The organism is Micrococcaceae bacterium Sec5.1 (assembly GCA_039636795.1).
Lineage (GTDB): Bacteria > Actinomycetota > Actinomycetes > Actinomycetales > Micrococcaceae > Arthrobacter.
In genome coordinates this window covers 4678858-4702668 of sequence record CP143430.1, presented here as the reverse complement: position 1 = coordinate 4702668, position 23811 = coordinate 4678858, and the positions used below count along the sequence as shown (strand labels likewise).

Sequence of the window (23811 nt, the reverse complement as noted above, 5' to 3'; positions counted from 1 at the left end):
TCCACCATGGCAGCCACTCCGGCCCATAGCTTCTTCTCAAGAACGAAGGAACTATTGGGGGTTGGGGAATTGACGCTAAGTCAGCAGCAGACCATTGCCGCAGCAGTGGATCAGTGGATTACCGGCATGCCTGGGCGCATCGCAGGCCACGTCATTTTCGTCGAGAATCCCGAGCACATCGACTACGCGAAGACGCTGGTCACTGAGGGCTCAGTCATCCTTGCTCTCAATGGGGACAAGGACGACGAAGCCATCACAACCGTGTCCGGCTCGTTCGACGCCGCCGGGGAAGAACTCCTGGTAGACGGCACACTCAGCCTGGAAATCCAGGACTACGTGGCCATTCCTTTCGTCAATCTGGTGGGCGTAACAGTGGTCAGGATAACCACGAGCGAGGACTGGCAGGCCTTCTTTGACGATGCTGAAGAAGCCCGGCGTTCGGGCCATTTCGTCCGGCAATTGACGGAAGTGAATGCTGTTCTGTCCGAGCGGGCGTTGCTCGCAAGGGTAGAACAACAGAGTGTCTCCTTGGCAAGATTCCACATCACGTCCGATGGAAGAATCCTGAGCGGCCCCTATGGGGCAGAGATTGGCTGGGTCGGCGAGGCGATTGAAGACCTGCACGCAAAGTCAGTGGGCCCCGGAACAGCCATGGCTAACTGCCAGGTGGATGTCGAGGCCCTCAAAGCCAACCCGTGGATTCCGCGCTACCTTGCCGCCTTGGATGCATGGAAGTTCATACCACGGGAAGCCCGCGAGACCACCAGGTTTGTGGGCTTCGGAGTCAGCCTCTTCAGCACAGCATCGGGGTTCCCCTCGGCTTTCGCTCCCTTCCTCGTCCAAAGGGCAGGGGAGTACACGCTGCTGGACACCCAGTCGGGTCGCGTCTTCAAGATTGGGGTTGATGCCGCCACCATCATCGAAGCCATCTCCAACTTCCGGGACGTGAGGTCTGCTGCAGCAGTCATAGCACCAGCCCTCAACGTCTCAGAGACCGTAGCCACAGGATCTGTGACGGCAGTCCTGAATCAGTTCGAGCAGTTCGGCATTGACCTCATCGGCACAAACCGATGACCGCACCCCTAAAACCGCAGCTCCCACTCTGGGTCCCGCTGGTAAGCCAACATGATTTCGAGGCCGCAAGCTACACAGCGGTGAGTGCCGGAGGCGTCCACGTCACCTTCGAAGACGGGCGACGGCGACTCTGCGCGAAGAGCGGCTTGTGGAACGCGAACCTCGGCTACGGCAACGCACAAATTGCAGAGTCAATAGCCAAAGAACTGGAAACTGCGTCCTACCTCCCGCTCTTCCGGGCCGCGCACAGTAAGGCTATCGAGGCCTCGAAAGCCCTCCTTGATTTGCCCCATCATCAATTCGAGCGAGTCCTCTTCTCCACCTCCGGAGGTGCCGCCAACGACGCCGTCATGAAGCTCGCCCGCCACTACTTCGTCCTGGATAAACAACCCGAACGCAAACTCATCATTGGTCTCAGCGGCAGCTACCACGGGCTCACGTACGGAAGCCAGGCACTCAGCGGCGACGACCTCGGCCAAGCCGTCTATGGCGTGGACAGGCGCAACATCAGGCACGCCCGGTTCGACGACGGCGGCGCCGAGCTGGCTCATCTCATGCAACGGGAGGGGCATCGCATCGCGGCGGTCATCGTAGAGCCCGTCCTTGGTTCGGGGGCCGAAGCCGTACCGGACGCTTTCGTGACCGCACTCCTCAAGCACCGGGAGGAGCATGGGTTCCTTGTTGTGGCTGACGAAGTCGCCACCGGATTCGGCCGTATTAAAGGGTGGTTTGCTTCAGATGAGTGGCGGGAAGCCCCGGACGTCATTGTTACTTCCAAGGGACTGACCAACGGCACCAGCGCATGCGCCGCCCTTCTTATCGGCCAGCGCGTAACCCAGCTCTTTGATAAGAACGAGGCCGTCTTTGTCCACGGCGAAACCCAGGCCGGAACACCAGCAACGTGCGCTGCCATTCTCAGCACGATCTCCGAGATGAAAAGGCTGGATCACACCACCCTGACCCAGCGGGTCTCAGAAGCCGTAAACAAGCTCATTGTCCAACTCCAAGAAACTCCAGGGGTTGGCGAGTCCTCAGGACGCAGCTGCATGAGGGGCATTCTGCTGCGAGCCAAGAGTGGATCGCCCCTTTCTCCGAACGGTGTCCTTGCCGTCGTGCGGCGGATCCATCAAGCAGGGGCCATTGTGCAACCCGGGCCAGGCCGGATCCAACTCCTGCCAGCACTGACCTATACACAGGAGAACTTCGAGGAACTGCACGCTGCCATCGTCCACGGTCTGGCAAAAGCAGAACGTGACGGAGTTTTCGCATGATCGCGGATCGCACGTGGAACACGCGGTGCGTCGTACTGGATCCAGGGATGGCACCCAAATACATCGGCGGACTTACCCGCGGCCGGACCGGACTCGTGGTGGATAGTGCACTTGCAGGACAGAGGGATGCCCTCTTGGCCGGCGACCTAAAAGGAGCGCCAACGTTAGACCTAAAAGCCGCCCCAGTCACGGTGGAGACCCTGCGGCTTGTGGGCAGCTTCATTCGCCAACACGGACTTCAGACCGTTGTTGGACTTGGCGGCGGTTCGGTGATGGACGCCGTAAAACTGGCGGCATTGTTCACCGCGGACCCGAGCCTCACGATCTTCGTCGAACGCCATGCCAAGCGCTCGGGTCTCATCGTTCTGCCTCCGGTCGCTTATCCAAATGAGCGTCCCCGAACCGTCCTCATGCCGTCAACCGTGGGGACCGGCGCCGAAGTCAGCGCTGTAGCGTGCCTGGACACCGCCGTCGGGCGCCGTTTGATCGCCTCACGTCACCTGTCAGGTGACGTGGCAGTGCTCGACGCCGGCAATCTCGCCACCCTGTCGAGGCAGCTGCTTTTCGAAGGGCTGCTTGAGGCGTTCCTTCGGGTGGCGGGGACCCTGATTGGCAGCAGCTCCAACATTTTCGACGACGACGGTTACTCACTTTTGTCGCGGATCGTCAGGCTCGGGAATCGAGTGACCCGTGAGGACGGGCCCGAGCTGAGACTGAAGGCGGCCCATCTCAGCACGGAGACGCACACGGGTTGGGCCCTGGTAGCTCGGGACCCCTACGGAGCGAAGCACTGGTATGTCGCCAACGAACTCGCCCATGTCACTGGAGTCCGAAAGATGACCGCCACAGCCTCGGTGATCAGTCCCATCTGGGAGGAGATCCTCGATGGAACCGCAGCCTGGGGTGACCGTAGCCGCCTTCTGAAGCTTTGGTCAGTGGTTACAGATGCGGATCCTTCATTGGACCCCAACCCCGCCAAGGGCATCAACCAATTGATGTGGCGGTGGGGCATCGCACGCCTGGACGCCATTAGCGAGCAGGCGTTGAAGAAGACCACCGCCGCCGCTCTCCGGAACTGGGGTGGCGGGTTGCCGATGCTGCGGGGACTTGATGGCGTGCAGGTCCAGTATGTCCTCTCCAAAGCAGCGCTGGAACAACAAATCTTGCCAGGCCCAGTGGGCGAGCTACGAGCGGTAAGGGAGAGGGGGTGAGCACATGAGCAGCACTCTTGCACCCAGGACTTTGGACCTCACCGTTCAGGAACTGGAAAGCATCGACGTCCCTGACGACTGGAGCGAACGCATCCACGGCATCACCGTTGGCCTCGCATTGATCGGGATCGCCGTCAGCATCACCTGACGGGCTCGCGCAGGCCTTCCAACTTGCAACGAAGGGAGGTGAACGCAAATGCAGAAACAGCTCAACATCTCCATCCAGGAGATCGAGTCGCTGGACACCCCGGACTTCAACAACTGGTTCATCGGAGTGTCCCAGGGAGTTGCCATCGGCATTATCGCCGTCAGCATCACCTAACCCGTCCGGGAAACGGAAAGGGCCCAACAACAGAACGATCAACACGAGAAAGGAGAACGCAATGATCGCAAACTCGAACCTTCAGCTGACCATCGAAGAACTGGAGAATCTCGACACCCCGGACGATACCCCGTGGTACATGCGCGTTGGTGACGTCATCATCATCGCCGGCATCGTCATCGGAATCGCCGCCACGTAGCTGGTGCACGCGGGTGGCGCGACGCTTTGCCGCCGCCCGCGTGGATCCCCGACTCCTACCAACTCCCGGAGAACACGAGCTGATGAATATCCCGCCCGACAAATCTGCCGATGCCATCCTGCGCGTCCTTGGCCACCTGGATCCTCCCGAGGATCTGTACAGCGTCGCCGGCTCCCGTCTTTACGATCAGATCACCGCTGACGACCTCACCGAACTGCCCGAGATCCTGGCTGCAGCACGCAAAACTACCGGCCCCATTCTGGAATTGGCTGCGGGATCAGGCCGAATCACCCGGCCGCTCCTCGCCCTGGGACGTCCGCTGACCGCCGTCGACTCCTCACCGGAAATGCTCGCGATGCTCTCGCAAAGGATCGGCACCAAAACCTTTAATCCCCGCGAAGTGCCGGTGGAATTATTCGAGGCGGACATGTCCCGATTTGAGATCGACGGCGGCTTCGGTTGCGTCGTTCTGGGCGCCAGTTCCATCACGCTCCTGGACCCCCAAGACAGGAGGGAGTTGTTCCGCCGCGTCCGTGATTGCTTGACGCCCGACGGACGCTTCCTCTTGACGGTACTGAACGCCGACACTCACCAGGCATCGGAAGGATACGACGGCGGGACCACAGTTTCGGCGCTGGGCGAGGACGCATTCCTCATCACCGTGGAAAGCCGTGATCCGGTCAACGGGGCCCGGCACGTAACCATGATCCATGTTGGTTTCGATGAAGGCGGCACGTACCGATCGTCCGCGTATTCAAGCGACATCGCATTCGTCAGTAACAGCCTCATCGAGGAAGAAGTACTGGCAGAAGGCCTCACTATCCTCGAGCGTCGCCCGGTCCGCATCGCCACGCAGGTTCCCGGCCTGAACGACATCGAGCTATGGGTGTGTGGCAGATGAGCATCGATCCTGTACTTACCCTTGATCCGTCGCTGGGTCTGGTTTCCTCCGCGACGGTCTATTTGCCAAACGATGTAGGGCTCTGGCGAACCGTAGCCTCGCTCGCAAATGGGCGGCCCGACGGGAAGGGTTTCGCGACCGCCGTCGGAGCTTTTGACGTGAAGAAGCGGTCCGCCATGACGCGGGGCGCAGGCGAGGCCGTAGAGCGTTTCGCGTTGGCGCCCATGGCAGCTGACACGGAGCACCTCCTTGTCGGGAGGGACGCCATCGACAAGCGCATCGATTTTGTCAGCGCAGGGTTGGGACGTGCCTCTGCCCTCGCCTTCGACTTCCCGTGGTACCTGGCAACGGACTTGCTAACAGGCCAGGAATCACACGTACCGGCTCCTGTGGTGGACTACGCCGCTGCTGGATCCACGCATCCGGATCCATGGAACGGGTTCTTTGATCCATCGCCGAATGGCGCAGCGTCCGGTCCGTCAGAACACTTCGCGCGAGCATCCGGCATCGGTGAAGTCATAGAACGGGATGCCTTCCTTTCTGCCTGGCGCCAAAGGGTTCCCCTCCACGAGTTCGTGGCTGGGTCGATGCCGGCAGATGTGCTCCACGCCCCAGGCACACGGGGTTTGCTTCTGCTTCTGGAGGCTGCACGCAAAGCTGACATCGCCCCAACGCTGGCCTTCATCCCACAGGGTAAAAGTCCCTTGCATATTGGGGTCTGCATCATCGCTGGCGACACCGGGCACGGCCACTTCGGTGCTGTTGGACTCAAGGCGGCCGCCGACCCCGTCGCCGCTCTGAAGGGAGCCCTGCAGGAAGGCCTGCAGATTCGCGAACTCTTCTTGTCACGGACGCCATCGGCAGTTCAATTACCGGAGGTGGTAGACGACGAATCCCGCGCGGACTTCTGGACCACCGGGCAAGCCCTGGCTGAATTACTTTTGTGGGTTCGAACCTTCAGGCCTGCCCACTTTCCGCAGGTCAAATCCATTCCGAACGTCGACGTCCTAGTGAAGTTTTTGGCGGGGCGAGACATTCGATCACACTGGGTCAGCCTCACCCACCGCCTCCCAGCGGCAATTCAGGAACTCGGGTGGGTAGCGGGCAAGGCGATTTGTCCCGGTGCTGTTCCGCTGACGATGGATGAAACCAAAGGACTGGTCCAGATGCCGTCCGGTTCGGTCTGTGACCCCTCCGGTATGTCCCTAACACCGCACCCGCTGATATGAGAAAGCTCGCCATGCTCGGATCGTCCAAGACCCCGACACCCGTTCAGTGGCCGGTTCAGCTGGCGCCAGCGGCCTCCATTGACCACCCGTTAGTGGACGGCGGCCCCTGGATTGTTGCCATGAACAGTGTCCCAAAATCCCGGGTTTCAGCAGATGTGGCCGCCGTCCTCAGAGCGGTCGATGGAGAGCGAAACCCTGCCCAGATAGCCCAGTTTTTGGGGTTGCCGTGGACGGCTGCCGACGTGATGGGGATCGTTCGCAAGTTGGCGCACACTGGCATTTTCGACGGCGGCACGAACCAGCCGAGGGACCGGCGGGTTCAATTCCGGCCACCCTTGACGGTGCAGTTCACCTTGTTCAATCCGGCGCCGCTGCTACTGCGATTCCGACCTTTGGTCGCTGCCTTTGCGCGGCCGATAGCCGCGCTGCCCCTTGCCTTGCTTCTCATAGGCGCCATGGTGGGCGCCCTGACGGCTGGTCCAAGCATTTGGCGGGTCTTGGCGACGCCGCTGGCCCTTGAGGTATATCTGTACGTTGCAGGTGCGATGTTTGCCTCCACGTTGCTGCATGAACTCGGCCACGGAATGGCCCTTAGCTACTTTGGCGGCACCCCTCGGCGAATTGGCATCATGCTGTTCTACCTATCACCGGCCTTCTTCTGCGACGTAACCGATGGCTGGCGGTTGAACTCACGCAAGCAGCGAGTGGTGATCGCGCTCGCAGGGCCCCTGGTCCATCTTGGTCTGGGGAGCATCGCACTGGCGGTGCAGACTTTCCTTCCGGCATCCTCGGTGAAGGATGCGGTTCTGCTCTATGGCGTCATTTGTTGGGCTGTTGCCATTCTGAATCTTTTCCCATTCATCAAGCTGGACGGCTACGTTGCGTTGATGTCCGCCCTGGACATTCCTCATCTTCGCCAGAAATCCGTGAAGGCGCTGGCCGACGTCATTGGCTCCCGGGTTCTGGGAGCGCGGGCCTCTTTTCGCGGTAATGGCTTGCTCCCGTGGTTCGGATTGGCGAGCTTCATTGCAGGCGTCAGTTTCATGATGATTGGCTTCCAACGCATCGTGCCGATCTTCCTGCAGCTCGGATACATGGGGCACATCGTGGTGTTTGCCATCCTCTGCTTGCTCGTAGTGATGGCTTCCAGGAGTGTGGTTCAGTTCTTCCGCGGGGCTGCGGAGAACGGAAGCCCGCTGTGGAGGCGTGTCCTTTTCATGCTCGCAGGCTCTCTTGCTATCGGAGTTCTTCTCGCCGTGATCCCAGTGAATCGGGTGACCGTAGCGGGCTACACCTACATGAATGACCAGTTGCTCATCGTGACGCCCAACGGTTCCAGCGATGGCGCGCTGGAACCGGGCGACAGCGTCACCTTGCAGTCACAGGGAATGGTCATTCACGAAAACCTGGGCCACGCCACGATTGGGGAGCACCCGCCGTCGTCATCCAGCGCACCTGTGGACACCATCGTTCCCGTAGCGCTCGCAGGCACCACGCTGCCTGTGCTGGCCTACGTCGGCGTGGTGGAAGAAAGCACCTCCCTCCCCGCTTCCGGGCGGGCAGAAGTAACGAGCCGACGCCAAACAAATCTGGGGGAGTGGCTCTGGCAAGCCATTTCGCACTCCCCGTTATGGCCCGGACAAGCGGAACGCGACGACTCCACTGGAGGGCACTCATGACAATCCACGCCAGCTTCGAGGGATTCACCAAGAGACGGGGCAAACGATTGACCGTCGAGGATCTGACGTTCGATGTCCCTGCCGGGCGGGTTGTGGGACTCATTGGACCCAACGGGGCCGGAAAGAGTACGGCACTCGGAGGGCTGACAGGTTTAGTGGAGGCGACGTCGGGCCGGGCAACACTCTTCGGAACCGCCTACCGCTTGCTAAAGAGGCCTGCCGTACACGTTGGAGTGAACTTGGACGGGATGGAGGTGGAGCCCGGTTTGACAGGGCGACGACACCTTCAGATCTGCCAGTTGGCAGCTGGCGTGAGCCGGGAAAATGTTGAGCGAGTCCTGGAAATCGTGGACCTAGCGGCCCACGCCGACAGAAAGGTCCGGGACTACTCGCTGGGGATGAAACAACGGCTGGGGATTGCATCTGCCGTCATCGGAAACCCTCGACTGCTTGTCCTGGACGAGCCCGCGAACGGTCTGGACCCGGAGGGCATCGTCTGGCTGCGCGGCTTTCTGCGCAGGTTAGCTGAGTCCGGCGGGAGTGCCTTGGTCTCAAGCCACCAGCTGATGGAGCTCGAACAAATTGCCCACGACGTCGTCATCCTGAAGCAGCGGACATTGTTCCAAGGGACCCTTGAGGAAGCGAAGGCTCTCGGCGGCGGAAGCCTAGAATCTGCGTATTTCAAGATCCTGGAGGGTGCCCAGTGACGCTCCATTCGAACTCCAACTGGGCCGGTGGACTACGCGCAGAGCTACTCAGGTACTTCAGCGGATATTCCGTTCTGGGCATCGTGGCCTTCAGTGCCTTGGTGCCCTGGTTCGTGGCGAACTTCCTGGGCTGGCCAGACAATGCAGACGAGCTGTCAGCGACCGAGAACATTCAAGCGTTTTGGGCTTTGGCCACCACCATTGCGATCGTGGCCACCTTTGCCGGGAGCTACCTGGTCACCCGTGAGTCCTACTACGGGACGCTCCGGCGCAGCGTAGTGATGACCGGGCTAATGCACCTTGTGGCCGCCAAGTACGCGGCGGCGCTTGTGGTCGGCCTGGTCATTCTGGCGGCTGGGATCGTGGCTTGGGGAGCCAGCGTCGCCTTCACTCTGGCACCCGAAATGCGTGCGGACCTCCTCACTCCCGAGTCTTGGCGAGCCCTGCCCGGCGTCGTGGTTGCGTCCGCTGTTGGTTCCCTGTGGGGTTGCTCGCTCGGCTGGATCATTCGGCACTACTACGCGACGACGATCGCCACCATGCTTATTCCGCTGGCCGTCGAACTGCCCATCTTGGCAAACGATCCGGCAATAGGGCGTTGGCTGCCCTCCGGTGCGTTGGCAGGCATTGTCTCTCTTCCTTTTGAGGGCCTTCTTCCACAAGGTCCAGCGTTCCTGGTCTCGCTGGGGTGGCTCCTCGCAGCAAGCGCTGGCGCCGTTGCTGTGCTCAAGAGAAAGGAGTTCTAAATGGTGTCCGCACTTCTTGCGGATCTTCGCCGCCCGTGGCTGTGGAAGGGGTCAGGGATTGCTTCCCTGCTGGTCATCGGGCTCCTGGCCACGCTCGTGGTGGCAGCAACCCTCGAATCCACCACGCCCCCTCCGGATCTTGAAGGCGTTCTTCGAGGGGCAGGGTTATCGCTCATGCTCACGGGTGCGGGTGTGATGGGCTCTTTTTCCTTCACCGCGGATTTCCGGGCAGGATGCCTTACACGCAGGGTTGTGTTGTTTCAAAGGAACCCGGCGTTCATTGCAAGAGCACTTACAACTGCTCTGGCAGCAATCCTGAGCGGCGCGATGGTGGGCATCTGCTTCGGTCTTGCCGGGGGAATATTCGCCCAAGGATGGCAGGTCAGCCCGCATGTGGTGCTGGCCTTCGCTGGAATGGGAGCGATGGGATCGGTCTGGGGATTCGCGATCGGTTCCCTCCTTCGTAGCCATCTTGTGAGCCTCTTCGCGGTTCCCCTCAGTTTGGTTGTGCCGCAGATCCTGTCCCTGGGCAATGCCGAGACGTACCTCTTCCCATTCCAAGCTGCCGATTGGGCGAATCAAGCGGCAGTCCACATACCGGCGTCGGAGTCTTTCTTCGGGGCCGTTGCTTGGCTGTTAATCGTCTTGGGGGCAGCCTGCGCCGTGTTCTCCAAGCGTGACTTGGCCTGACAACTACCACAATCAAGGAACTCATTGTGAATCGTAAACCGATGGTATGGCTGCTTCTCGCCCTCGTCATGGCCTCCTACGCCACCTACATTTTCCTCTCAAGCGGCAGCGAGTCTGTTTGGTCCTTTATATCCGGAATCATCATCGCGGCAGCTTCGTTGGTGATGGTGTGGAGATTCTGCCGGGAACTCAAGACCAACCGCCAAGAGTGAACAATTCGGACGAATTGTGGCGAAAGCTCTGGACGACGCGTGCTTACAAAGGCTTTGTCACCATCAATCAGGACACGTACCTTGAAGCTGACGGCTCAGTTTCAACCTGGGACGTCATCGCGAGCCCGGACTCCGCGGCAGTTCTCGCCTTCACGGACGGTGGAACGGATGTGGTGCTGTTTGAGCAGTTCCGAGTTGGGCCAGGAAAAACCTTGCTGGAACTGCCCGGGGGATACCTGAATGAGAACGAAGCTCCCCTCGATGGCGGCCAACGCGAGTTGGCCGAGGAAACAGGCTATGAATCGTCAGCCGTCTACTACGCAGGATCCGAATGGTGGTCCGCCAACTCGTCCCGGCGGAAGCATTTGATCATTGCAGCAGAAGCCCGCCTCGGAAGCGACCCATCGTGGGACCCTTCCGAGGCGGGCTTCGTACGGCTATTGCCAAGCGATGAACTGATGGACTTCCTGCTGAGCGGCGAGCTGACAGACGCGGGACTCGCCTGCCGCGGACTCATGAAGTTCGCTGCCAGCACCCAAGTGAGCCCGGCGTTGGAAAAACTGCAGGCAACAGTCCGAGGCCTGTTTCCGGGCTAATACATCAATCACGGCCCGCTGCTTGGCTTCAAAACCATGGCCGATCCACCTCCACGACGAGTCGGCTCAGCCGCTGCCGTGAGCTTTCCGCCGTCGCCGAACTCAATCGCCGTGGCCGCACCTATTTCGGCCGCTGAGGTGAAAGCATCACCGGCCGGGACCAGATCATGGCCCAACGATTTCAGTGCAGGACCATAAGCATCAATGAACGCCGGCTCGGAACTCACGGTGGTTCCGTTTCGAGGAGCTGCACGCGGAGCTGCGATGGCCTCAGAGATATCCATCCCCAGGTCAACGCGATTCAGAATCGTCTGCAACACGGTGGTGATGATGGTGGATCCGCCCGGGGAGCCGAGAGCCAGGAACGGGTCACCGTCTTCCAGGATGATGGTTGGCGACATCGAAGAACGGGGACGCTTGCCTGGCTGGATCCTGTTGGGATCAGTCGCCTTGTATTCGGCGCTGAAGTCAGTCAACTCATTGTTCAAGAGGAATCCGCGGCCTGGGACGACGATACCTGATCCACCCGTCTGCTCAATGGTCAGGGTGTACTCCACCACGTTGCCCCATTTGTCGGCGACCGTCATGTTGGTGGTGGAAATGTTCTCGGTGTCCGTCTCGTCGGCGAGGGGTGCAGCCGCCGCCGGGCACGCGCCGTCGTACGTCGTTATGTCACCCGGGGCGACCGGCTTGGTGGCTGCCGAAGTCGGATTAATCTCGCAAGCCCGTTCCTTTCCGAAAACAGGGTCGGTGAGGACATCGGTGGGAACATCAACGAATTTCGGATCTCCCACATAAGCGCCGCGGTCTGCGAACGCCAATGAGCTGGCCTCGAAATAGTGGTGCAAGGCATCCACCAGCTGCATGTCCTTCAGATCGAAGGTCTGAAGGATGTTCAGCGACTCGCCCACCGTAGTGCCGCCGCTGCTTGATGGCGCCATTCCGTAGACGTCGTAGCCGCGGTAGTTCACGTGCGTCGGATCCTGGTCCACAGCCTTATATGCCGCCAGATCATCAGTGCTCATGAACCCGGTTGGCACGGGCAGATCAGTCTCACCCGATTTCGGCGGTGCCTTTACTGCGGACACGATCTCTTCTGCGAGCGGGCCCGTGTAGAAAGCGCTGGTGCCTTGCTTCGCCAGCAGGCGGTACGTCTCGGCCAGCTCGGGGTTCTTGAAGATACTCCCGACGGCGGGAGCGTCACCGCCGGGGAGGAACAGGTCCTGAGTGGAAGTGAAGGTGTTGAAACGGAACTTGTTATCGAGGGTCTGGTTTCGGAACGTATCATCCACCACGAAACCGCGGTTGGCTACCTTGATGGCGGGCTTGAGTGCCTCGCCGAGGTTCAAAGTCCCCCAACGCTTAAGTGCGCGTTCCCAAGTTGCCGGGGTGCCGGGGACGCCGACGGAGACGCCGCTCGTTGGCAGCTCGGGCCGCTTCGTCGTAAAGAGATAGGGCTTGCCGGTGGCGGGATCGATGAACGCATCGTTCGGCATGGCTGCCGGCGCTGTTTCGCGGCCATCAATGGTGCTGACTTTCTTGGTCTTGGCGTCGTAGAACACGAAATAGCCGCCGCCTCCAATGCCGGCGCTGTACGGTTCTGTTACGCCAAGGGTGGCGGCCGCAGCGACAGCGGCGTCGGCTGCGTTACCACCTTTGCGAAGGACTTCGATGGCGGCTGCTGAAGCTTCCGGATCCACGGTGCTCACGGCGCCGCCGTACCCGGTGGCAGTAGGGTTTTTGTCGGTTTCGCGAGGGTCGGCGAAGGCAGGACTCGCCACCGCTCCGCTTGTCACGCTCAGGGCCAAGGCTGCGGTGACCGCAGCCAATTGGCGTCTCACATGTGTCATGGTTCTCCCAGATTTTTCCCAGACGATGATGTGGTTGGACGGTCCGGCCACCCTACTTCGGGACATTGGGGAGATTCAACGGTTGTATTCGCCGCCAAAAGCTGCCATGGGGCTCAGCCTCTGAACGGTCCGGTTTGTCAGGCGCGGGACGATTTGCGAACGATAAGCTCGAAGTCAAAGAGTTCGTTGACGATTGTCTTGTCCCCGTCGGCGTCGTCGTTCCCGTCGACCAGGATCTCAACGGCGCGGTTCGCTATGGACTGCGTTGGCTGCCGAATGGAGGATAGAGGAGGCACGGAGAATTCGGAGGCGGCAGTCCCATCGACGCCGATCACGGCAAGTTCGTTCGGAACATTGAGACCAAGTGTGTAGGCAGCGAACAAAACACCGTGGGCTTGTTCATCCGTTGTCGCGTAAATGGACCGTGGGGCATCGGAAGTTCTGAGCCACTCCAAGGCAACCTCGGCCGCTCCAGCCCTGGAGATCGGTGACGCCCGTCGGGAAACAGTCACTGATGTGCCGGAAACGGCTCGCTCGAAACCAGAGGCATGCTGCCTGGTGCCCACGGAGTCGACTGGCCCGTTCAGCAGACCGATGCTCTGGTAGCCCTCTTCCAACAAATGACGCGTGGCCACATAGGCGGCTTGCTCGTAGTCGATGGTCAGGGATGATGCATGTTGTCCAGCCGACAGTGGGTGGAGTGCAACAACAGGTAGACCCGCAGCGTTTATCGGTTTTAGATCAGGCTCGTCCAGTAGCGAAACAAGGATGATGGAGTCCACCTTCCTTTCGATGAACGACTCCATGAGACGGTGTTCCTGCTCCTCCACCGTTGCGGAATCCCCAATCAACAGCAGGTGGCCGCGGTCTGCGGCAGCAACTTCTACTGCCCTCGCCAGTTCGGCAAAGAATGGGTTGGCGATGTCCGGGACGATGAGGCCAATGGACCTGGTCTTGCCTGCGCTCAATGCACGGGCCAAAGCGTTTGGCTTGTAGTCCAGTTCCTTGGCAGCCTTGAGCACGCGTTCACGGGCAGCCGCGGAAACTGCGCGGGGGCCGTTGTTGAACACGTAACTGACAACAGCGTTTGACGTTCCTGCCAGTTTTGCCACGTCTCTGGCTGTCGGCATGGGCTTCTCCTGATGTGCTAACGGTCTAACCGGGTAGATCTGTTGATCATAACTGCTGGGGCTGATGATTCAATACTTCGGAAATCTCTTGTCAAAGCCATTTCCTCCGCGTAGTCTAACCGGTTAGATGCTCGTTTCGCATCCGACTCAATCTCCAGAAAGGCTTCCCGTGAAGCACAATCTCCTTGCAGCCACGTCGCTGCTTGCGGCCGGAGCAATCTTCCTGTCCGGCTGCTCCACGAGCTCCCAGAACTCGCCTTCTGCACTAGGAAGTGAAGGCTCCGGAACTGGCACAGTAAATCTTCTTGGTCCTGAAGATCCGGCCACTTTCGCCCCGGTCATTGCCGCTTTCCACGCTAAGAATCCGGACATTTCCATCAAGTATTCGCAGGTGCCGTTCGATCAACTCAACCCAACGCTCCAGCAGCGGCTTGGAGCCAAGGACGACACAATAGATGTCTATACAGTCGATCAGCCGAGGCTGTCTCAGTTGGCTGCTCAAGGTTTCCTTGAGGACCTGAGCAGTCTGAAGGAGCCAGCCAAAGCCGCCGCTCCGGACGCACAGTTCAGTGTGAACCTTTACGATGACAAGCTTTGGGCGCTGCCCATCTGGAACTCCACCCAAATGCTGTTCTTCAACAAGAAGGCGCTGGACTCCGCAGGCGTAAAGCACCCGTCGGTTGATCCCTCCCAGCGAATGACGTGGGAACAGATCGCCACGGATGCCAAGAAGGTCCAGGCGGCGGGAACGCAGTACGGCCTGCTCCTTGAACAAGTCGAGGCTTACTACCAACTGCAGCCCCTGGCGGAGTCCGCCGGCGGAGGTTCAGGCATCACTGGTGACAAGATGCTGACCACGGACATCGACAACGCGGGCTGGAAAAAGGCCATGCAGTGGTATTCGGATACGTTCGCATCGGGACTCTCTCCCCGCGGCGTTGGCGGTTTCCAGACCAGCCCGGTCTTCACCTCAGGTAACGTGGCGTACTTCGTTGGCGGTCCTTGGGACGTTGGCGGATTCGCCAAGACGAACATCGATTGGGGCGTGGCACCCATGCCGTACTTCGACGGCGGAAGCCAGGTAACGCCGACAGGCTCGTGGTCATGGGGCATCAATCCAGCATCCAAGAACAAGGCGGCCGCAAAGAAGTTCCTGGAGTTTGCATCCCTGGACCCGGCAGGAAACCTGGCCACCACCGAAGCGACCACCATCATCCCGGCCAACAGCGCTGCAACGGCCCAGTATCTGCCCAAGCTCGAAGCGTTGGGCGGTGACCACAGCAAGGGGCTGGCCAAGTTGATCGAACACGAAAACACTCAGACGGCAAAACCGCGCCCGGTCAGCGTTGGCTATATCCAGTTCGAAGAAATCATGGGCAAGGCCTTCGCTGATATCCGAAACGGGACTCCAGTCAACGAGCGACTGAAGCAGGCATCCCAACAGATCACCGACGCTTGGAAGCGGCTCTAGCCATGTCCCCCTCGCAAACAACCAATCGTCCACCTTCAACGCAGCATCGGACCGTGGCCGTGCCTCCGGTTCGTCGCAGGAGGCGTGCATCGTTGGTGGCAGTGGCGGCGGTGTTCCTGGCTCCCGCTTTGATCAGCCTGATAGTGCTTCGTCTTGCACCCGCGGCTGTGGCCCTGTGGGAGAGCCTGTTCCGTGAAAGCTTCCTGCGTGGTGGAACAGTGTTTGTGGGCTTTGAGAACTACGCCGATCTCTTTGGCAATGCAGACTTCAACAACGCCCTGCTGGTGACGCTGGTCTTTTCGGCAATCGTGAACCCTCTCCAGATTGCTGTGTCGTTCCTGCTTGCTGTTCTCTATACCCGGAAGGCTGCCGGCGCGAAGGTTTGGCGCTCCCTGGTGGTCCTTCCCATAGCAGTCCCGCCTGCAGTTTCGGCGGTCGTGTGGAGTGTCATCTATCGGCCAGACGGCCTGGGTAATTCATTCCTTGACCTTCTGGGACTTCCGGCGCAGCCGTTCCTCACCTCCCCGCAGCAGTCGCTCGCGTCCATCATGGTGCTCCTGAGCTGGATCGGCGTCGGTTATTGGATGCTGTTCCTGATCGCCGGTATCAACGATGTTCCCAACGAGCTCTACGAGGCCGCATCCATCGATGGAGCCTCGGCCTGGCGGAAGCTCTGGTCCGTCACGTTCCCCTTGGTCCGTCGACCTCTTGCCTTCGTCCTGGTTGCCGACACCGTTTCCAACTTCCTGATCTTCGCGCCCGTCCAAATACTCACCAAAGGTGGTCCGTCAGGGTCCAGCAACCTGCTCATGTATGACATCTACACCCGGGCTTACACCCTCGGGGACCTAAGTAAAGCCCAAGCGGAAGTGATCATTCTCGTGATACTGACCCTCGCCGTCGTCGCCTTGCAATTCCGGCTGCTTCGGAGCTCTGATGCGGCATGAGTACGGTCGCCGCGGCCAAAGCATCAGGACGCCGGAGCGTTGGCTACATCGCGCTGAGCGTCCTGGGCGCCTGTGTTGGACTGTTGTTCCTGATCCCGCTCTGGTGGACGTTCGTTAATTCGCTTAGGCCCGGTGGCGATACCTTCCGGTACCTGAACCCGTTGCAATGGGAAACGTTCTTCACCCTGACTCCGAGCTTGGACAACTATGCCGAGCTGCTGCGAAGCAACCTGGGCTTGGCCATGCTGAACTCAATATTCGTCAGCGCGGCCACCGTCGTGATCGGGCTCGTGATTTGCTCCATGGCAGCTTTCGCACTGGCTGCCATCCCGTTTCGTGGAAGCGGCGCCGTCTTCGTGGTGGTGGTGGTGAGCTTCCTGATCCCGTTCGACGCGATCGCCATCCCCTTGGCGGACCTCTTCCGTGACTGGAACCTGCAGAATACATATGCCGGGCTGATCCTTCCCGGTTTGGGAAACGGCATGGCGATATTCCTTCTACGCACGTTCTTCCTGGCCATCCCCAAGGACCTGGTGGAGGCAGGCCGCTTGGACGGTTTGGGCTGGTGGGGCACCTTCCGGCGGATCTATCTGCCGCTGTCCGTTCCGTCCCTCATTGGCGCTGGACTGACGCTCTTCCTGTTCCAATGGCAGTCCTACGTTTGGCCGTTGCTCAATGGCACCGACGAGCAGCACATTCTCGGTCCCATCGCCCTGTCCAATCTCCAAGGCCAATTCAACGTGGACTACGGCGTGATGTTCGCTGGATCGATAGTCCTTACGGTGATTCCGCTCGCCATCATCATTGGGTTCCAGCGCTACTTCATCCAGTCCGTGACCACCACCGGTCTCAAGTAACTCCCCATCAATCACCTCGGCACGGCACACCCCTGTCCGAAGCAAACTACAGAAGGAACAACCATGGGTGCTCAGCACCGCATCATTCTTGACACCGACATTGGATCCGACGTCGACGACGCACTGGCTTTGGCCCTGATCTTTGGCTCACCCGAGGCTGAACTCCTTGGCGTGACCACCGTCTACGGGGACACTCTGCTGCGGGCGCGCCTCGCAAAGCGGTTCGGCAAACTGTCGGGCCGTGACATGGCCGTGTATCAGGGAATTGCCAGCCCGAAGTCAGGCCGTGAAGTGTGGTGGCCCGGCCACGAGGGTTCCTTGCATGACGGACTCCCGCAGGAAACCATCGAGTCCGAGGACGCCGTGGCGTATTTGGTGCGGGAAGTCGCCAACAATCCGGGACAGATCGACCTCATAGCGATTGGACCCCTGACGAACATCGCAGCGGCCCTTGAAACTGATCCAACGTTCGAGCGCAATGTTCGGCATTTGTGGATCATGGGCGGAGCGTTCGGCACGGGCCAAACCGAGCACAATTTCCGCAGTGATGACCAAGCAGCGCGGACCGTTTTCGCTTCCGCCCTCAACATCACCGTCACCGGCCTTGAAGTAACGCGCCAAGTGGAGATGCGCCGGGACCAGCTCGAACTGATCGCTGCGGCCGGCCCGCTAGGGGAAGCGCTCGACGCCGATATCCGGCAGTGGTGGGCATTCTGGAACGAGGAATGGAATGTTCCCCACGACCCCATCACGGTCCTGACGCTGCTTCGACCGGAACTTTTCGAAGTGTCCGGACCCGGTACGGTCTCGATCACGTGCGACGGCGACTCGGCTGGCGTGAGCACGTTCACCCCGGATTCCGAGGGCCGGGTTCGGCGCGTTACCAGCATCGACGCCCAAGCAGTCGCGAACGAAATCAGCACCAGGATCGTCAAAGCAGGCAAGCTGCTGCATAACGTCGAAACTCCCTGAGCCTGACCATGCCGTCACTGCTGGGCGGGGCGCGTGCTTCGTTCAGCAGTGACGGGGATTGGCCGGTAGCCGGGGCTAGACTGCTGTCACCACGATCAGCCCGCTCGCCTCACGGCTCGGGCTGATTTTCTTCAGAAGGCCGCAACGTGTGGTTTTTCTATTCGATGGAGAGTAATCTCTCGCCCGATGCCCCTTTTCGCTGGCATCGGCCAGGCGGTCTCGGGGAATGGCCGCTGTTAGGGACTTGTCCCGTGAGCGCAGGCACTTGGTCTCCTTCCACAACCCATGGATGGTGCCGCGGAATACACTCGCTCCGCTCGAAATCGAGGAACCCCATGAAAATCAAAAACGCGCTTAGGCTTGCGCCGGTTGCAGTTCTGGTCGCTGCCATGCTTTACCCCACGGTGCCGGCGGCAGCCGCCTTGCAGTTACCCATATCCCTTCCAGCAGGGGAGGGTTGTTCGTTTGCGCTGCTGCTTGAAGGATCTGGCGGCATCATCCACACAAGAGAATTCAAGGACGAAGAAGGCAACGTGGTGCGTCTCCTCGAAGCCGGCAAGGGCGTCCTCCTGACTTACACCAACCTGGATACCGGGAAGTCCGTCACGATCCGGACTGACGGTTCGGTAGCCAGCACGCGGCTCAATGCCGATGGGACGCTCACGGTCACGGCAACTGGCCACAACGGGCTGATTTTGTTTCCGACGGACATTCCTGCGGGGCCTACGACTACGCATTACATCGGAAAATTGGTCTACGACATCGATCCTGTTACAGGCGTTTTCACTCTTGTGAGTAGTTCAGGCCAGCAGCGGGACATCTGCGGAGAACTGGCGTAGCGGCGGAATGGCTGGCCCGGTTTCCGGGCCAGCTGCGGCGCACGCGGGCCTCTAAGCGCCAACAGCCTCCAGCACACTTTCGCCGATTTCCCTGCCGATCTGTTGAAGCAACTCCGCTGAAAGCAAAGGGTCTTTCGAGGAGTCCAGCGAAGTGTAGTCAGCCAGCGCATACACCCGGGACAGAGACATCTCGGCCCACCGCTCCTGCGGCAGCAGCGAGCGGCCGGCGACGGCGATGATGGGCCGGGTGCCGGAACGGCGGGCGACGGCGGCTGGCAGCTTCCCGGCCAGGGTCTGCTCGTCGATGCTGCCCTCGCCGGTGATCACAAGATCGCAGTTCTCCTTGCGGCCATCGAAGTCCAAGAGGTCCAGGAAGTAGTCGGCGCCTGACACTTGCTTCGCACCCAAAGCCAAGCAGGCGAAGCCGATACCGCCGGCGCTGCCTGCGCCTGGCGATTCAGCTAGCCCGGCGTCAGCAAACCCGGACCCGGCGAGCACCGAGACATAGTGCGTCAGACCGGCGTCGAGCGTTGAAACGTCGGCGGGGGAGCAGCCCTTCTGCGGCCCGAAAACCGCGGGCGCACCGTCGGCGCCGCACAGCGGGTTGTGGACGTCGCTCGCGAGGATGAGTTCCACGTTCGCCAGTTCCGGCACCAACGAACCGGACACCGAATGCACCAGCGAGAGCGAGCGCCCGTTACCTGGCAGCGCGAGACCGGACACATCCAGGAACCGGAGGCCCAACGCGGCGAGCATCCCCATTCCACCATCGGTGCTGGAACTGCCGCCGAGCGCCAGCACCAAACGCACCGGCCGGAGGCCCAAAGCAAACAGCACAGCTTCGCCGAAACCGCGGCTTGAGGACTCCATTGGCGCCAAGTCACCTTGAGGCAGGACGGCCAAACCGCACGCGTTCGCGACCTCCACAACTGCCGTGGCGCCGTCGAACGCTATGTCTGCCTGGACGGGATGGCCCGTGGGACCGGTGACGGTGTAGTTGTAGCGGCCGAAGCCGGAGGCGACGGCGGCATCGACGCTGCCGTCACCTCCGTCCGCGAGTGGAAGGAGTTCGCAGCCAAGCGCCCCGACCGGACTGGCGGCACGGAGTCCGGCAGCCAGGGCTTCCGCAACCTCGCCGGCGGTGAGACTGCCTTTGAACTTGTCGGGGGCGATGAGCACCGTCTTCGGGGCGATGGAGTTGTTCATGTCAGAGGGATTTCGAGTAGGCGGGGCGACGGTCGGCGGAGGCAGCGGGTCCAGAAGGCACGACGGCGGCTGAGTGCTTGGGTGCCTCGGCCGGCTCTGTCTCCTCCTCCACAGGGATCGCCGGAGTGTCATCCACGGGCATCGGTTCCACGGTCTCGCCGGCAAAGACGCGGCGGACTCGGTCGGTGTCCAGTGTGCGGTCCCAGCGGGCGATGACCAGAGTGGCCACGGCGTTGCCGGTGAAGTTCACCAGGGCGCGGCACTCCGACATGAACTTGTCGATGCCGAAGATCAGCATGATTCCGGCCGCGGGGATGGTGCCGAGCGTAGTGAGCGTGGCAGTGAGGGCAATGAAACCGCCACCGGCAACGCCTGCTGCACCCTTTGACGTCAGGAGCATCACCGCGAGCAGGCCGAGCTGCTGGCCAATGGTCAGCTCCGTGTTGGTTGCCTGGGCGATGTACAGGGCAGCGAGCGAAAGGTAGATGGCGGCGCCGTCCAGGTTGAAGCTGTAACCGGTAGGTACCACGAGGCCAACGGTCTCCTTTTTCACGCCGGCATGTTCCAGCTTGCGCATCAGGCCAGGCAGCGCAGGCTCAGCCGTGGAGGTGCCCAGAATGAGCATGTACTCCTCTTTAAGGTGCCGGATCATGGTGAAGATGTTCAGCCGCAGCATGGCCATGATGGAGCCGAGCACCACAATCACGAACAGGATGGAGGTGCCGTAGAAGAGGGCAATCAATCCGCCCATGCTGGTCAGCGACGAAACACCGTACTTGCCAACAGCGAAGGCCATGGCACCGAAAGCACCCAGCGGAGCGGCCTTCATGATGAAGCCCAGGATCTTGAACATCACGCCGGTCAGCCGCTGGACGCCGTCCAGCACCGGTGCGCCAACTTTGCCTATCGCGTTCAGGGCGATGCCGAACACCACAGCAATGAAGATGATCTGCAGGATGTCGCCCTCAACGAACGGGCCCGCGATGCTGTTGGGAATGATGTGGGTTATGAACTGCCACCACTCCTGGTGCTGCCCGGCGTCGATCAGTTTCGCGGCGGACTCGGAGGTCTTGATGCTGCTGGCATCCGCGTTGACCCCGTCCCCAAGCCGGAAGACATTGATGGCGACCAAGCCGAACACCATGGCGCAGATGGTGCCGATCTGGAAGTAGGTGAGGGCCTTCAGGCCAGTCATTCCCACCTTCTTGAGATCGGCCACGCTGGCGATTCCACCCACGATGGTTAGGAACACGATGGGGCCGATGAGCATCTTCATTGCGTTCACGAACGTGGTGCCGATGGGTTCCATGGCGATGCCCGCGGTCGGAGCGAGCCAGCCCAGGAGGATGCCGACCAAGATCGCGGTGAGCACCCAAAAGTACAACTGCCGATACCAGCGGGTCTTGCGTAGCATGTTCTTATCTGCTGGCGATGCGCCGGCGGTGATGTGTTCCATGATTCCTACCTCGTTGTGGAATGTCTCTGGAGAAGCTGAAGGGGAGGTTCGACGGCGGCCGGCTGACCGCCGTCGAACGTTTGCTCTGTTGGGTTAGACAGCCGCGAGAGTGTGGGTGAGGGCAGAGATGATGGCCTCGGTGACGTCGTCCGTGGTGGCCTCGCCGCCAACGTCCCGGGTCAGGTGGCCGGAACCGGTTGCCTGCTCGATCGCTGCTTCGACGCGCCGGGCCTCCTCGTGGAGGCCGAAGTGGTCCAGCATGAGTGCCGCGCTGGCGATCGCACCAATCGGGTTGCTGATGCCTTGGCCGGCGATATCCGGTGCGGAACCGTGAACCGGCTCGAACATGGACGGGAAGCGGCGCTCCGGGTTCAGGTTTGCGCTCGCGGCCAGGCCGAGGCTGCCGGCCAGCGCGGAGCCGAGGTCTGAGAGGATGTCGGCGTTCAGGTTGGAGGCAACTACCACGGACAGGTCCTCGGGCTTGAGAATGAACTTGGCGCTCATGGCGTCAACCAACACGCTCTCTGTCTGCACGTCAGGGTAGTCCAAGGCGACGCGCTGGAAGGTTTCATCCCAGAGGACCATGCCGTATTGCTGTGCGTTGGACTTGGTGACGGAGGAAACCTTCTTGACCGTGCGGGTCCGGGCCAGGTCGAACGCGAAACGCATGATGCGCTCGCAGCCCTTTTCCGTGAAAAGCGCGGTCTGCAAAGCGACTTCGTTGCCGGGACCGCGGCCGCTCAGGTTGCGGCCGCCAAGACCGGCGTATTCGCCTTCGCTGTTTTCGCGGACAACGATCCAGTCGAGTTCGGTGTTGTCGGCTTTGCGAAGCGGGGACTGGATGCCTGGAAGGAACTTGACCGGGCGGATGTTGGCCCACTGGTCGAAGTTCTGCGTGATGTTCAGGCGCAGGCCCCAGAGGCTGATGTGGTCCGGGACGTTCTCCCAGCCGACGGCTCCGAAGTAGATGGCATCGAAGTCTTTCAGGGCGTCAAGGCCCTTGGGGTCCATCATCTGCCCCGTCTCCTTGTAGTAGCCGCAACCCCACGGGAACTCGGTCCATTCGAAGGCGAACTTGCCGTTGGAGTTCTCGGCAAGTGCGTCCAGGACTCGGCGTCCGGCGGAAACAACTTCCTTGCCCACACCGTCTGCGGGAATCGATGCGATGCTGAATTTCTGGGTGGCGCTCATGCCTACCTCCTCGTTGAGTTTGTTAGCAGTGAGCCTGTTAGCGGGGTCACACTGTTCTTCCTCTTCAAGTAGACGGTTCAGCGCCTAGTGGCGTCCAAGACTTAGTTTCGATACGGCTGATAGGTAGCGCCTATCAGTTTCTTTCGCCGCGGTGGGTGCGGGCCACGTCCAAGAACGCTCTGGCAGCAGGCGTGAGATTTTCCTTCCGGCTCAGCACTGCGACATCCAGATAATTGACTGGCTCAATCAAAAGCGTCCTCAGCCCAGCCTTATGCGCCGTGGGTGCCCACGACGACGGCATAACAGCGTGACCAACCCCTGCCAGAACCAAGGGAAGGATGGACGTCCGGTGGGCGACTTCGACCACGATCTCCACTTCTACGCCGTGCGCCAAAGCGTCGTCCACCATCCAGCGCATGAGTGACCCACGCTGGCTGACGATGAGGCGATGATTGCCGAGGTCCTCGCGTTGGATGGCTGTGTCCTTCGGCGCGAACGTGTCCGCTTGTGGGTTGACGATCAAGATCAGGGGTTGGCGCTCAAGCTCCAGTACTTCGACGCCAGGCACCTTGATTTTGGTAGGCGAGCCCGCCAAGCCGATCTCGCTGCTGCCGCTGCGGACGGACTCGATCACTTCTTCCGGCGTGAAAGCGGCGCCCACGTTGAGTCGGACCCATGGATGGAGCTTGGTGAAAGCGGCGATCATGGAGGTTAAAGGTTCGATGCCGGGAGAGGGCATCGTGATGATGTCCAGTCGGCCGCTGCGCATTCCCCTCAAAGACTGGACGGCAGATTGGGCCGCATCGAGATCCCTCATCACCAGGCGAGCCGGGCCCACGAGTTCCTTGCCGGCTTCGCTCAGGACTGCGCGCCTGCCAATCCGATGGAACAGGGGAACGCCGAGCTCTTTCTCAAGGCTCGCAATGGTTTGGGACAGTGATGGTTGGGCGATCAGAAGATGCTCGGCCGCGCGATTGAACCCGTCGTGATCCACGACGGCGAGGAAGTACTTGAGCTTTCGCGTGTCCACGGTGTGGGGTCCTTTGGGTATAGGG

General features: G+C 60.7%; 25 protein-coding genes. 19 read left to right on the top strand and 6 right to left on the bottom strand.

Features of this window, described 5'->3' with window-relative positions; all coding sequences use genetic code 11:
* Positions 1-6: 6 nt before the first annotated feature.
* The 14 genes from mpaB to VUN82_21395 all read left to right on the top strand — a co-directional run bounded on the left by mpaB (position 7) and on the right by VUN82_21395 (position 10837).
* On the top strand, positions 7-1074 hold the full coding sequence (mpaB, locus tag VUN82_21460) for a daptide biosynthesis RiPP recognition protein (GenBank protein XAS71620.1): 1068 nt from the start codon (positions 7-9) through the stop codon (positions 1072-1074).
* Complete coding sequence (gene mpaD, locus VUN82_21455; GenBank protein ID XAS71619.1) at positions 1071-2345, top strand: daptide-type RiPP biosynthesis aminotransferase; 1275 nt, start codon at positions 1071-1073, stop codon at positions 2343-2345. Before mpaB ends, mpaD begins: the two co-directional genes overlap by 4 nt.
* Positions 2342-3556 carry a daptide-type RiPP biosynthesis dehydogenase gene (gene mpaC / locus VUN82_21450; protein ID XAS71618.1) on the top strand — a complete coding sequence of 405 codons (1215 nt, stop codon included), beginning with the start codon at positions 2342-2344 and terminating at the stop codon, positions 3554-3556. Before mpaD ends, mpaC begins: the two co-directional genes overlap by 4 nt.
* A 4-nt stretch (positions 3557-3560) precedes the next feature.
* Entirely contained in the window at positions 3561-3704 is a 144-nt protein-coding gene (locus VUN82_21445) for a daptide-type RiPP (protein ID XAS71617.1), read from the top strand.
* Positions 3705-3752: 48 nt separating this feature from the next.
* Positions 3753-3878, top strand: coding sequence for a daptide-type RiPP (locus tag VUN82_21440; GenBank protein ID XAS71616.1), 126 nt, complete (start codon positions 3753-3755; stop codon positions 3876-3878).
* Between the two features lie 61 nt (positions 3879-3939).
* Positions 3940-4077: a daptide-type RiPP gene (locus tag VUN82_21435; protein ID XAS71615.1), complete on the top strand. Its 138-nt coding sequence runs from the start codon at positions 3940-3942 to the stop codon at positions 4075-4077.
* Positions 4078-4159: 82 nt separating this feature from the next.
* Positions 4160-4978 (top strand): daptide-type RiPP biosynthesis methyltransferase, encoded by an 819-nt coding sequence (gene mpaM / locus VUN82_21430; GenBank protein XAS71614.1) that lies wholly within the window; start codon positions 4160-4162, stop codon positions 4976-4978.
* Positions 4975-6207: a YcaO-like family protein gene (locus tag VUN82_21425; protein ID XAS71613.1), complete on the top strand. Its 1233-nt coding sequence runs from the start codon at positions 4975-4977 to the stop codon at positions 6205-6207. Before mpaM ends, VUN82_21425 begins: the two co-directional genes overlap by 4 nt.
* Positions 6208-6218: 11 nt before the next feature.
* Complete coding sequence (gene mpaP, locus VUN82_21420) at positions 6219-7886, top strand: daptide biosynthesis intramembrane metalloprotease (protein XAS71612.1); 1668 nt, start codon at positions 6219-6221, stop codon at positions 7884-7886.
* Complete coding sequence (locus VUN82_21415) at positions 7883-8593, top strand: ATP-binding cassette domain-containing protein (GenBank protein XAS71611.1); 711 nt, start codon at positions 7883-7885, stop codon at positions 8591-8593. The genes mpaP and VUN82_21415 overlap by 4 nt, the downstream gene beginning before the upstream one ends.
* Entirely contained in the window at positions 8590-9339 is a 750-nt protein-coding gene (locus VUN82_21410) for a hypothetical protein (protein ID XAS71610.1), read from the top strand. The genes VUN82_21415 and VUN82_21410 overlap by 4 nt, the downstream gene beginning before the upstream one ends.
* Positions 9340-10029 carry a hypothetical protein gene (locus VUN82_21405; GenBank protein XAS71609.1) on the top strand — a complete coding sequence of 230 codons (690 nt, stop codon included), beginning with the start codon at positions 9340-9342 and terminating at the stop codon, positions 10027-10029.
* A gap of 26 nt (positions 10030-10055) precedes the next feature.
* Positions 10056-10241 carry a hypothetical protein gene (locus VUN82_21400; protein ID XAS71608.1) on the top strand — a complete coding sequence of 62 codons (186 nt, stop codon included), beginning with the start codon at positions 10056-10058 and terminating at the stop codon, positions 10239-10241.
* Complete coding sequence (locus tag VUN82_21395) at positions 10238-10837, top strand: NUDIX hydrolase (GenBank protein XAS71607.1); 600 nt, start codon at positions 10238-10240, stop codon at positions 10835-10837. Before VUN82_21400 ends, VUN82_21395 begins: the two co-directional genes overlap by 4 nt.
* 8 nt (positions 10838-10845) lie before the next feature.
* Here VUN82_21395 and ggt read toward each other — a convergent pair whose 3' ends face one another.
* Both ggt and VUN82_21385 read right to left on the bottom strand, forming a co-directional pair.
* Positions 10846-12687, bottom strand: a complete 1842-nt coding sequence (ggt, locus tag VUN82_21390) for a gamma-glutamyltransferase (protein ID XAS71606.1) — start codon at positions 12685-12687, stop codon at positions 10846-10848.
* Between the two features lie 137 nt (positions 12688-12824).
* Positions 12825-13817 carry a LacI family DNA-binding transcriptional regulator gene (locus tag VUN82_21385; protein ID XAS71605.1) on the bottom strand — a complete coding sequence of 331 codons (993 nt, stop codon included), beginning with the start codon at positions 13815-13817 and terminating at the stop codon, positions 12825-12827.
* A gap of 169 nt (positions 13818-13986) precedes the next feature.
* Here VUN82_21385 and VUN82_21380 point away from each other — a divergent pair, with 169 nt between their 5' ends.
* From VUN82_21380 to VUN82_21360, 5 genes are all read left to right on the top strand, one after another.
* Positions 13987-15288, top strand: coding sequence for a sugar ABC transporter substrate-binding protein (locus VUN82_21380; protein XAS71604.1), 1302 nt, complete (start codon positions 13987-13989; stop codon positions 15286-15288).
* A 53-nt stretch (positions 15289-15341) separates the two neighbouring features.
* Positions 15342-16235, top strand: a complete 894-nt coding sequence (locus VUN82_21375) for a sugar ABC transporter permease (protein ID XAS71603.1) — start codon at positions 15342-15344, stop codon at positions 16233-16235.
* Positions 16232-17092 (top strand): carbohydrate ABC transporter permease, encoded by an 861-nt coding sequence (locus tag VUN82_21370; GenBank protein XAS71602.1) that lies wholly within the window; start codon positions 16232-16234, stop codon positions 17090-17092. The genes VUN82_21375 and VUN82_21370 overlap by 4 nt, the downstream gene beginning before the upstream one ends.
* A gap of 63 nt (positions 17093-17155) precedes the next feature.
* Positions 17156-18064, top strand: coding sequence for a nucleoside hydrolase (locus VUN82_21365; protein XAS71601.1), 909 nt, complete (start codon positions 17156-17158; stop codon positions 18062-18064).
* 335 nt (positions 18065-18399) lie between these two features.
* Positions 18400-18903 carry a hypothetical protein gene (locus VUN82_21360; protein XAS71600.1) on the top strand — a complete coding sequence of 168 codons (504 nt, stop codon included), beginning with the start codon at positions 18400-18402 and terminating at the stop codon, positions 18901-18903.
* Positions 18904-18954: 51 nt separating this feature from the next.
* On the opposite strand, the gene VUN82_21355 is transcribed toward VUN82_21360, so the two are convergent.
* From VUN82_21355 to VUN82_21340, 4 genes are all read right to left on the bottom strand, one after another.
* Positions 18955-20109, bottom strand: a complete 1155-nt coding sequence (locus VUN82_21355; GenBank protein ID XAS71599.1) for a glycerate kinase — start codon at positions 20107-20109, stop codon at positions 18955-18957.
* Between the two features lies 1 nt (position 20110).
* Positions 20111-21565: a C4-dicarboxylate transporter DctA gene (gene dctA, locus VUN82_21350; protein XAS71598.1), complete on the bottom strand. Its 1455-nt coding sequence runs from the start codon at positions 21563-21565 to the stop codon at positions 20111-20113.
* A gap of 93 nt (positions 21566-21658) precedes the next feature.
* Complete coding sequence (locus VUN82_21345) at positions 21659-22756, bottom strand: tartrate dehydrogenase (GenBank protein ID XAS71597.1); 1098 nt, start codon at positions 22754-22756, stop codon at positions 21659-21661.
* A 133-nt stretch (positions 22757-22889) separates the two neighbouring features.
* Entirely contained in the window at positions 22890-23786 is an 897-nt protein-coding gene (locus VUN82_21340; GenBank protein XAS71596.1) for a LysR family transcriptional regulator, read from the bottom strand.
* Positions 23787-23811 lie beyond the last annotated feature (25 nt).

Excerpts from the sequence above, each read along its gene's own strand:
- mpaB (XAS71620.1), top strand. The coding sequence starts at position 7 with ATGGCAGCCACTCCGGCCCATAGCTTCTTCTCAAGAACGAAGGAACTA.
- mpaD (XAS71619.1), top strand. The coding sequence starts at position 1,071 with ATGACCGCACCCCTAAAACCGCAGCTCCCACTCTGGGTCCCGCTGGTA.
- mpaC (XAS71618.1), top strand. The coding sequence starts at position 2,342 with ATGATCGCGGATCGCACGTGGAACACGCGGTGCGTCGTACTGGATCCA.
- VUN82_21445 (XAS71617.1), top strand. The coding sequence starts at position 3,561 with ATGAGCAGCACTCTTGCACCCAGGACTTTGGACCTCACCGTTCAGGAA.
- VUN82_21440 (XAS71616.1), top strand. The coding sequence starts at position 3,753 with ATGCAGAAACAGCTCAACATCTCCATCCAGGAGATCGAGTCGCTGGAC.
- VUN82_21435 (XAS71615.1), top strand. The coding sequence starts at position 3,940 with ATGATCGCAAACTCGAACCTTCAGCTGACCATCGAAGAACTGGAGAAT.
- mpaM (XAS71614.1), top strand. The coding sequence starts at position 4,160 with ATGAATATCCCGCCCGACAAATCTGCCGATGCCATCCTGCGCGTCCTT.
- VUN82_21425 (XAS71613.1), top strand. The coding sequence starts at position 4,975 with ATGAGCATCGATCCTGTACTTACCCTTGATCCGTCGCTGGGTCTGGTT.
- mpaP (XAS71612.1), top strand. The coding sequence starts at position 6,219 with ATGCTCGGATCGTCCAAGACCCCGACACCCGTTCAGTGGCCGGTTCAG.
- VUN82_21415 (XAS71611.1), top strand. The coding sequence starts at position 7,883 with ATGACAATCCACGCCAGCTTCGAGGGATTCACCAAGAGACGGGGCAAA.
- VUN82_21405 (XAS71609.1), top strand. The coding sequence starts at position 9,340 with ATGGTGTCCGCACTTCTTGCGGATCTTCGCCGCCCGTGGCTGTGGAAG.
- ggt (XAS71606.1), bottom strand. The coding sequence starts at position 12,687 with ATGACACATGTGAGACGCCAATTGGCTGCGGTCACCGCAGCCTTGGCC.
- VUN82_21385 (XAS71605.1), bottom strand. The coding sequence starts at position 13,817 with ATGCCGACAGCCAGAGACGTGGCAAAACTGGCAGGAACGTCAAACGCT.
- VUN82_21370 (XAS71602.1), top strand. The coding sequence starts at position 16,232 with ATGAGTACGGTCGCCGCGGCCAAAGCATCAGGACGCCGGAGCGTTGGC.
- VUN82_21365 (XAS71601.1), top strand. The coding sequence starts at position 17,156 with ATGGGTGCTCAGCACCGCATCATTCTTGACACCGACATTGGATCCGAC.
- VUN82_21360 (XAS71600.1), top strand. The coding sequence starts at position 18,400 with ATGAAAATCAAAAACGCGCTTAGGCTTGCGCCGGTTGCAGTTCTGGTC.
- VUN82_21355 (XAS71599.1), bottom strand. The coding sequence starts at position 20,109 with ATGAACAACTCCATCGCCCCGAAGACGGTGCTCATCGCCCCCGACAAG.
- dctA (XAS71598.1), bottom strand. The coding sequence starts at position 21,565 with ATGGAACACATCACCGCCGGCGCATCGCCAGCAGATAAGAACATGCTA.
- VUN82_21345 (XAS71597.1), bottom strand. The coding sequence starts at position 22,756 with ATGAGCGCCACCCAGAAATTCAGCATCGCATCGATTCCCGCAGACGGT.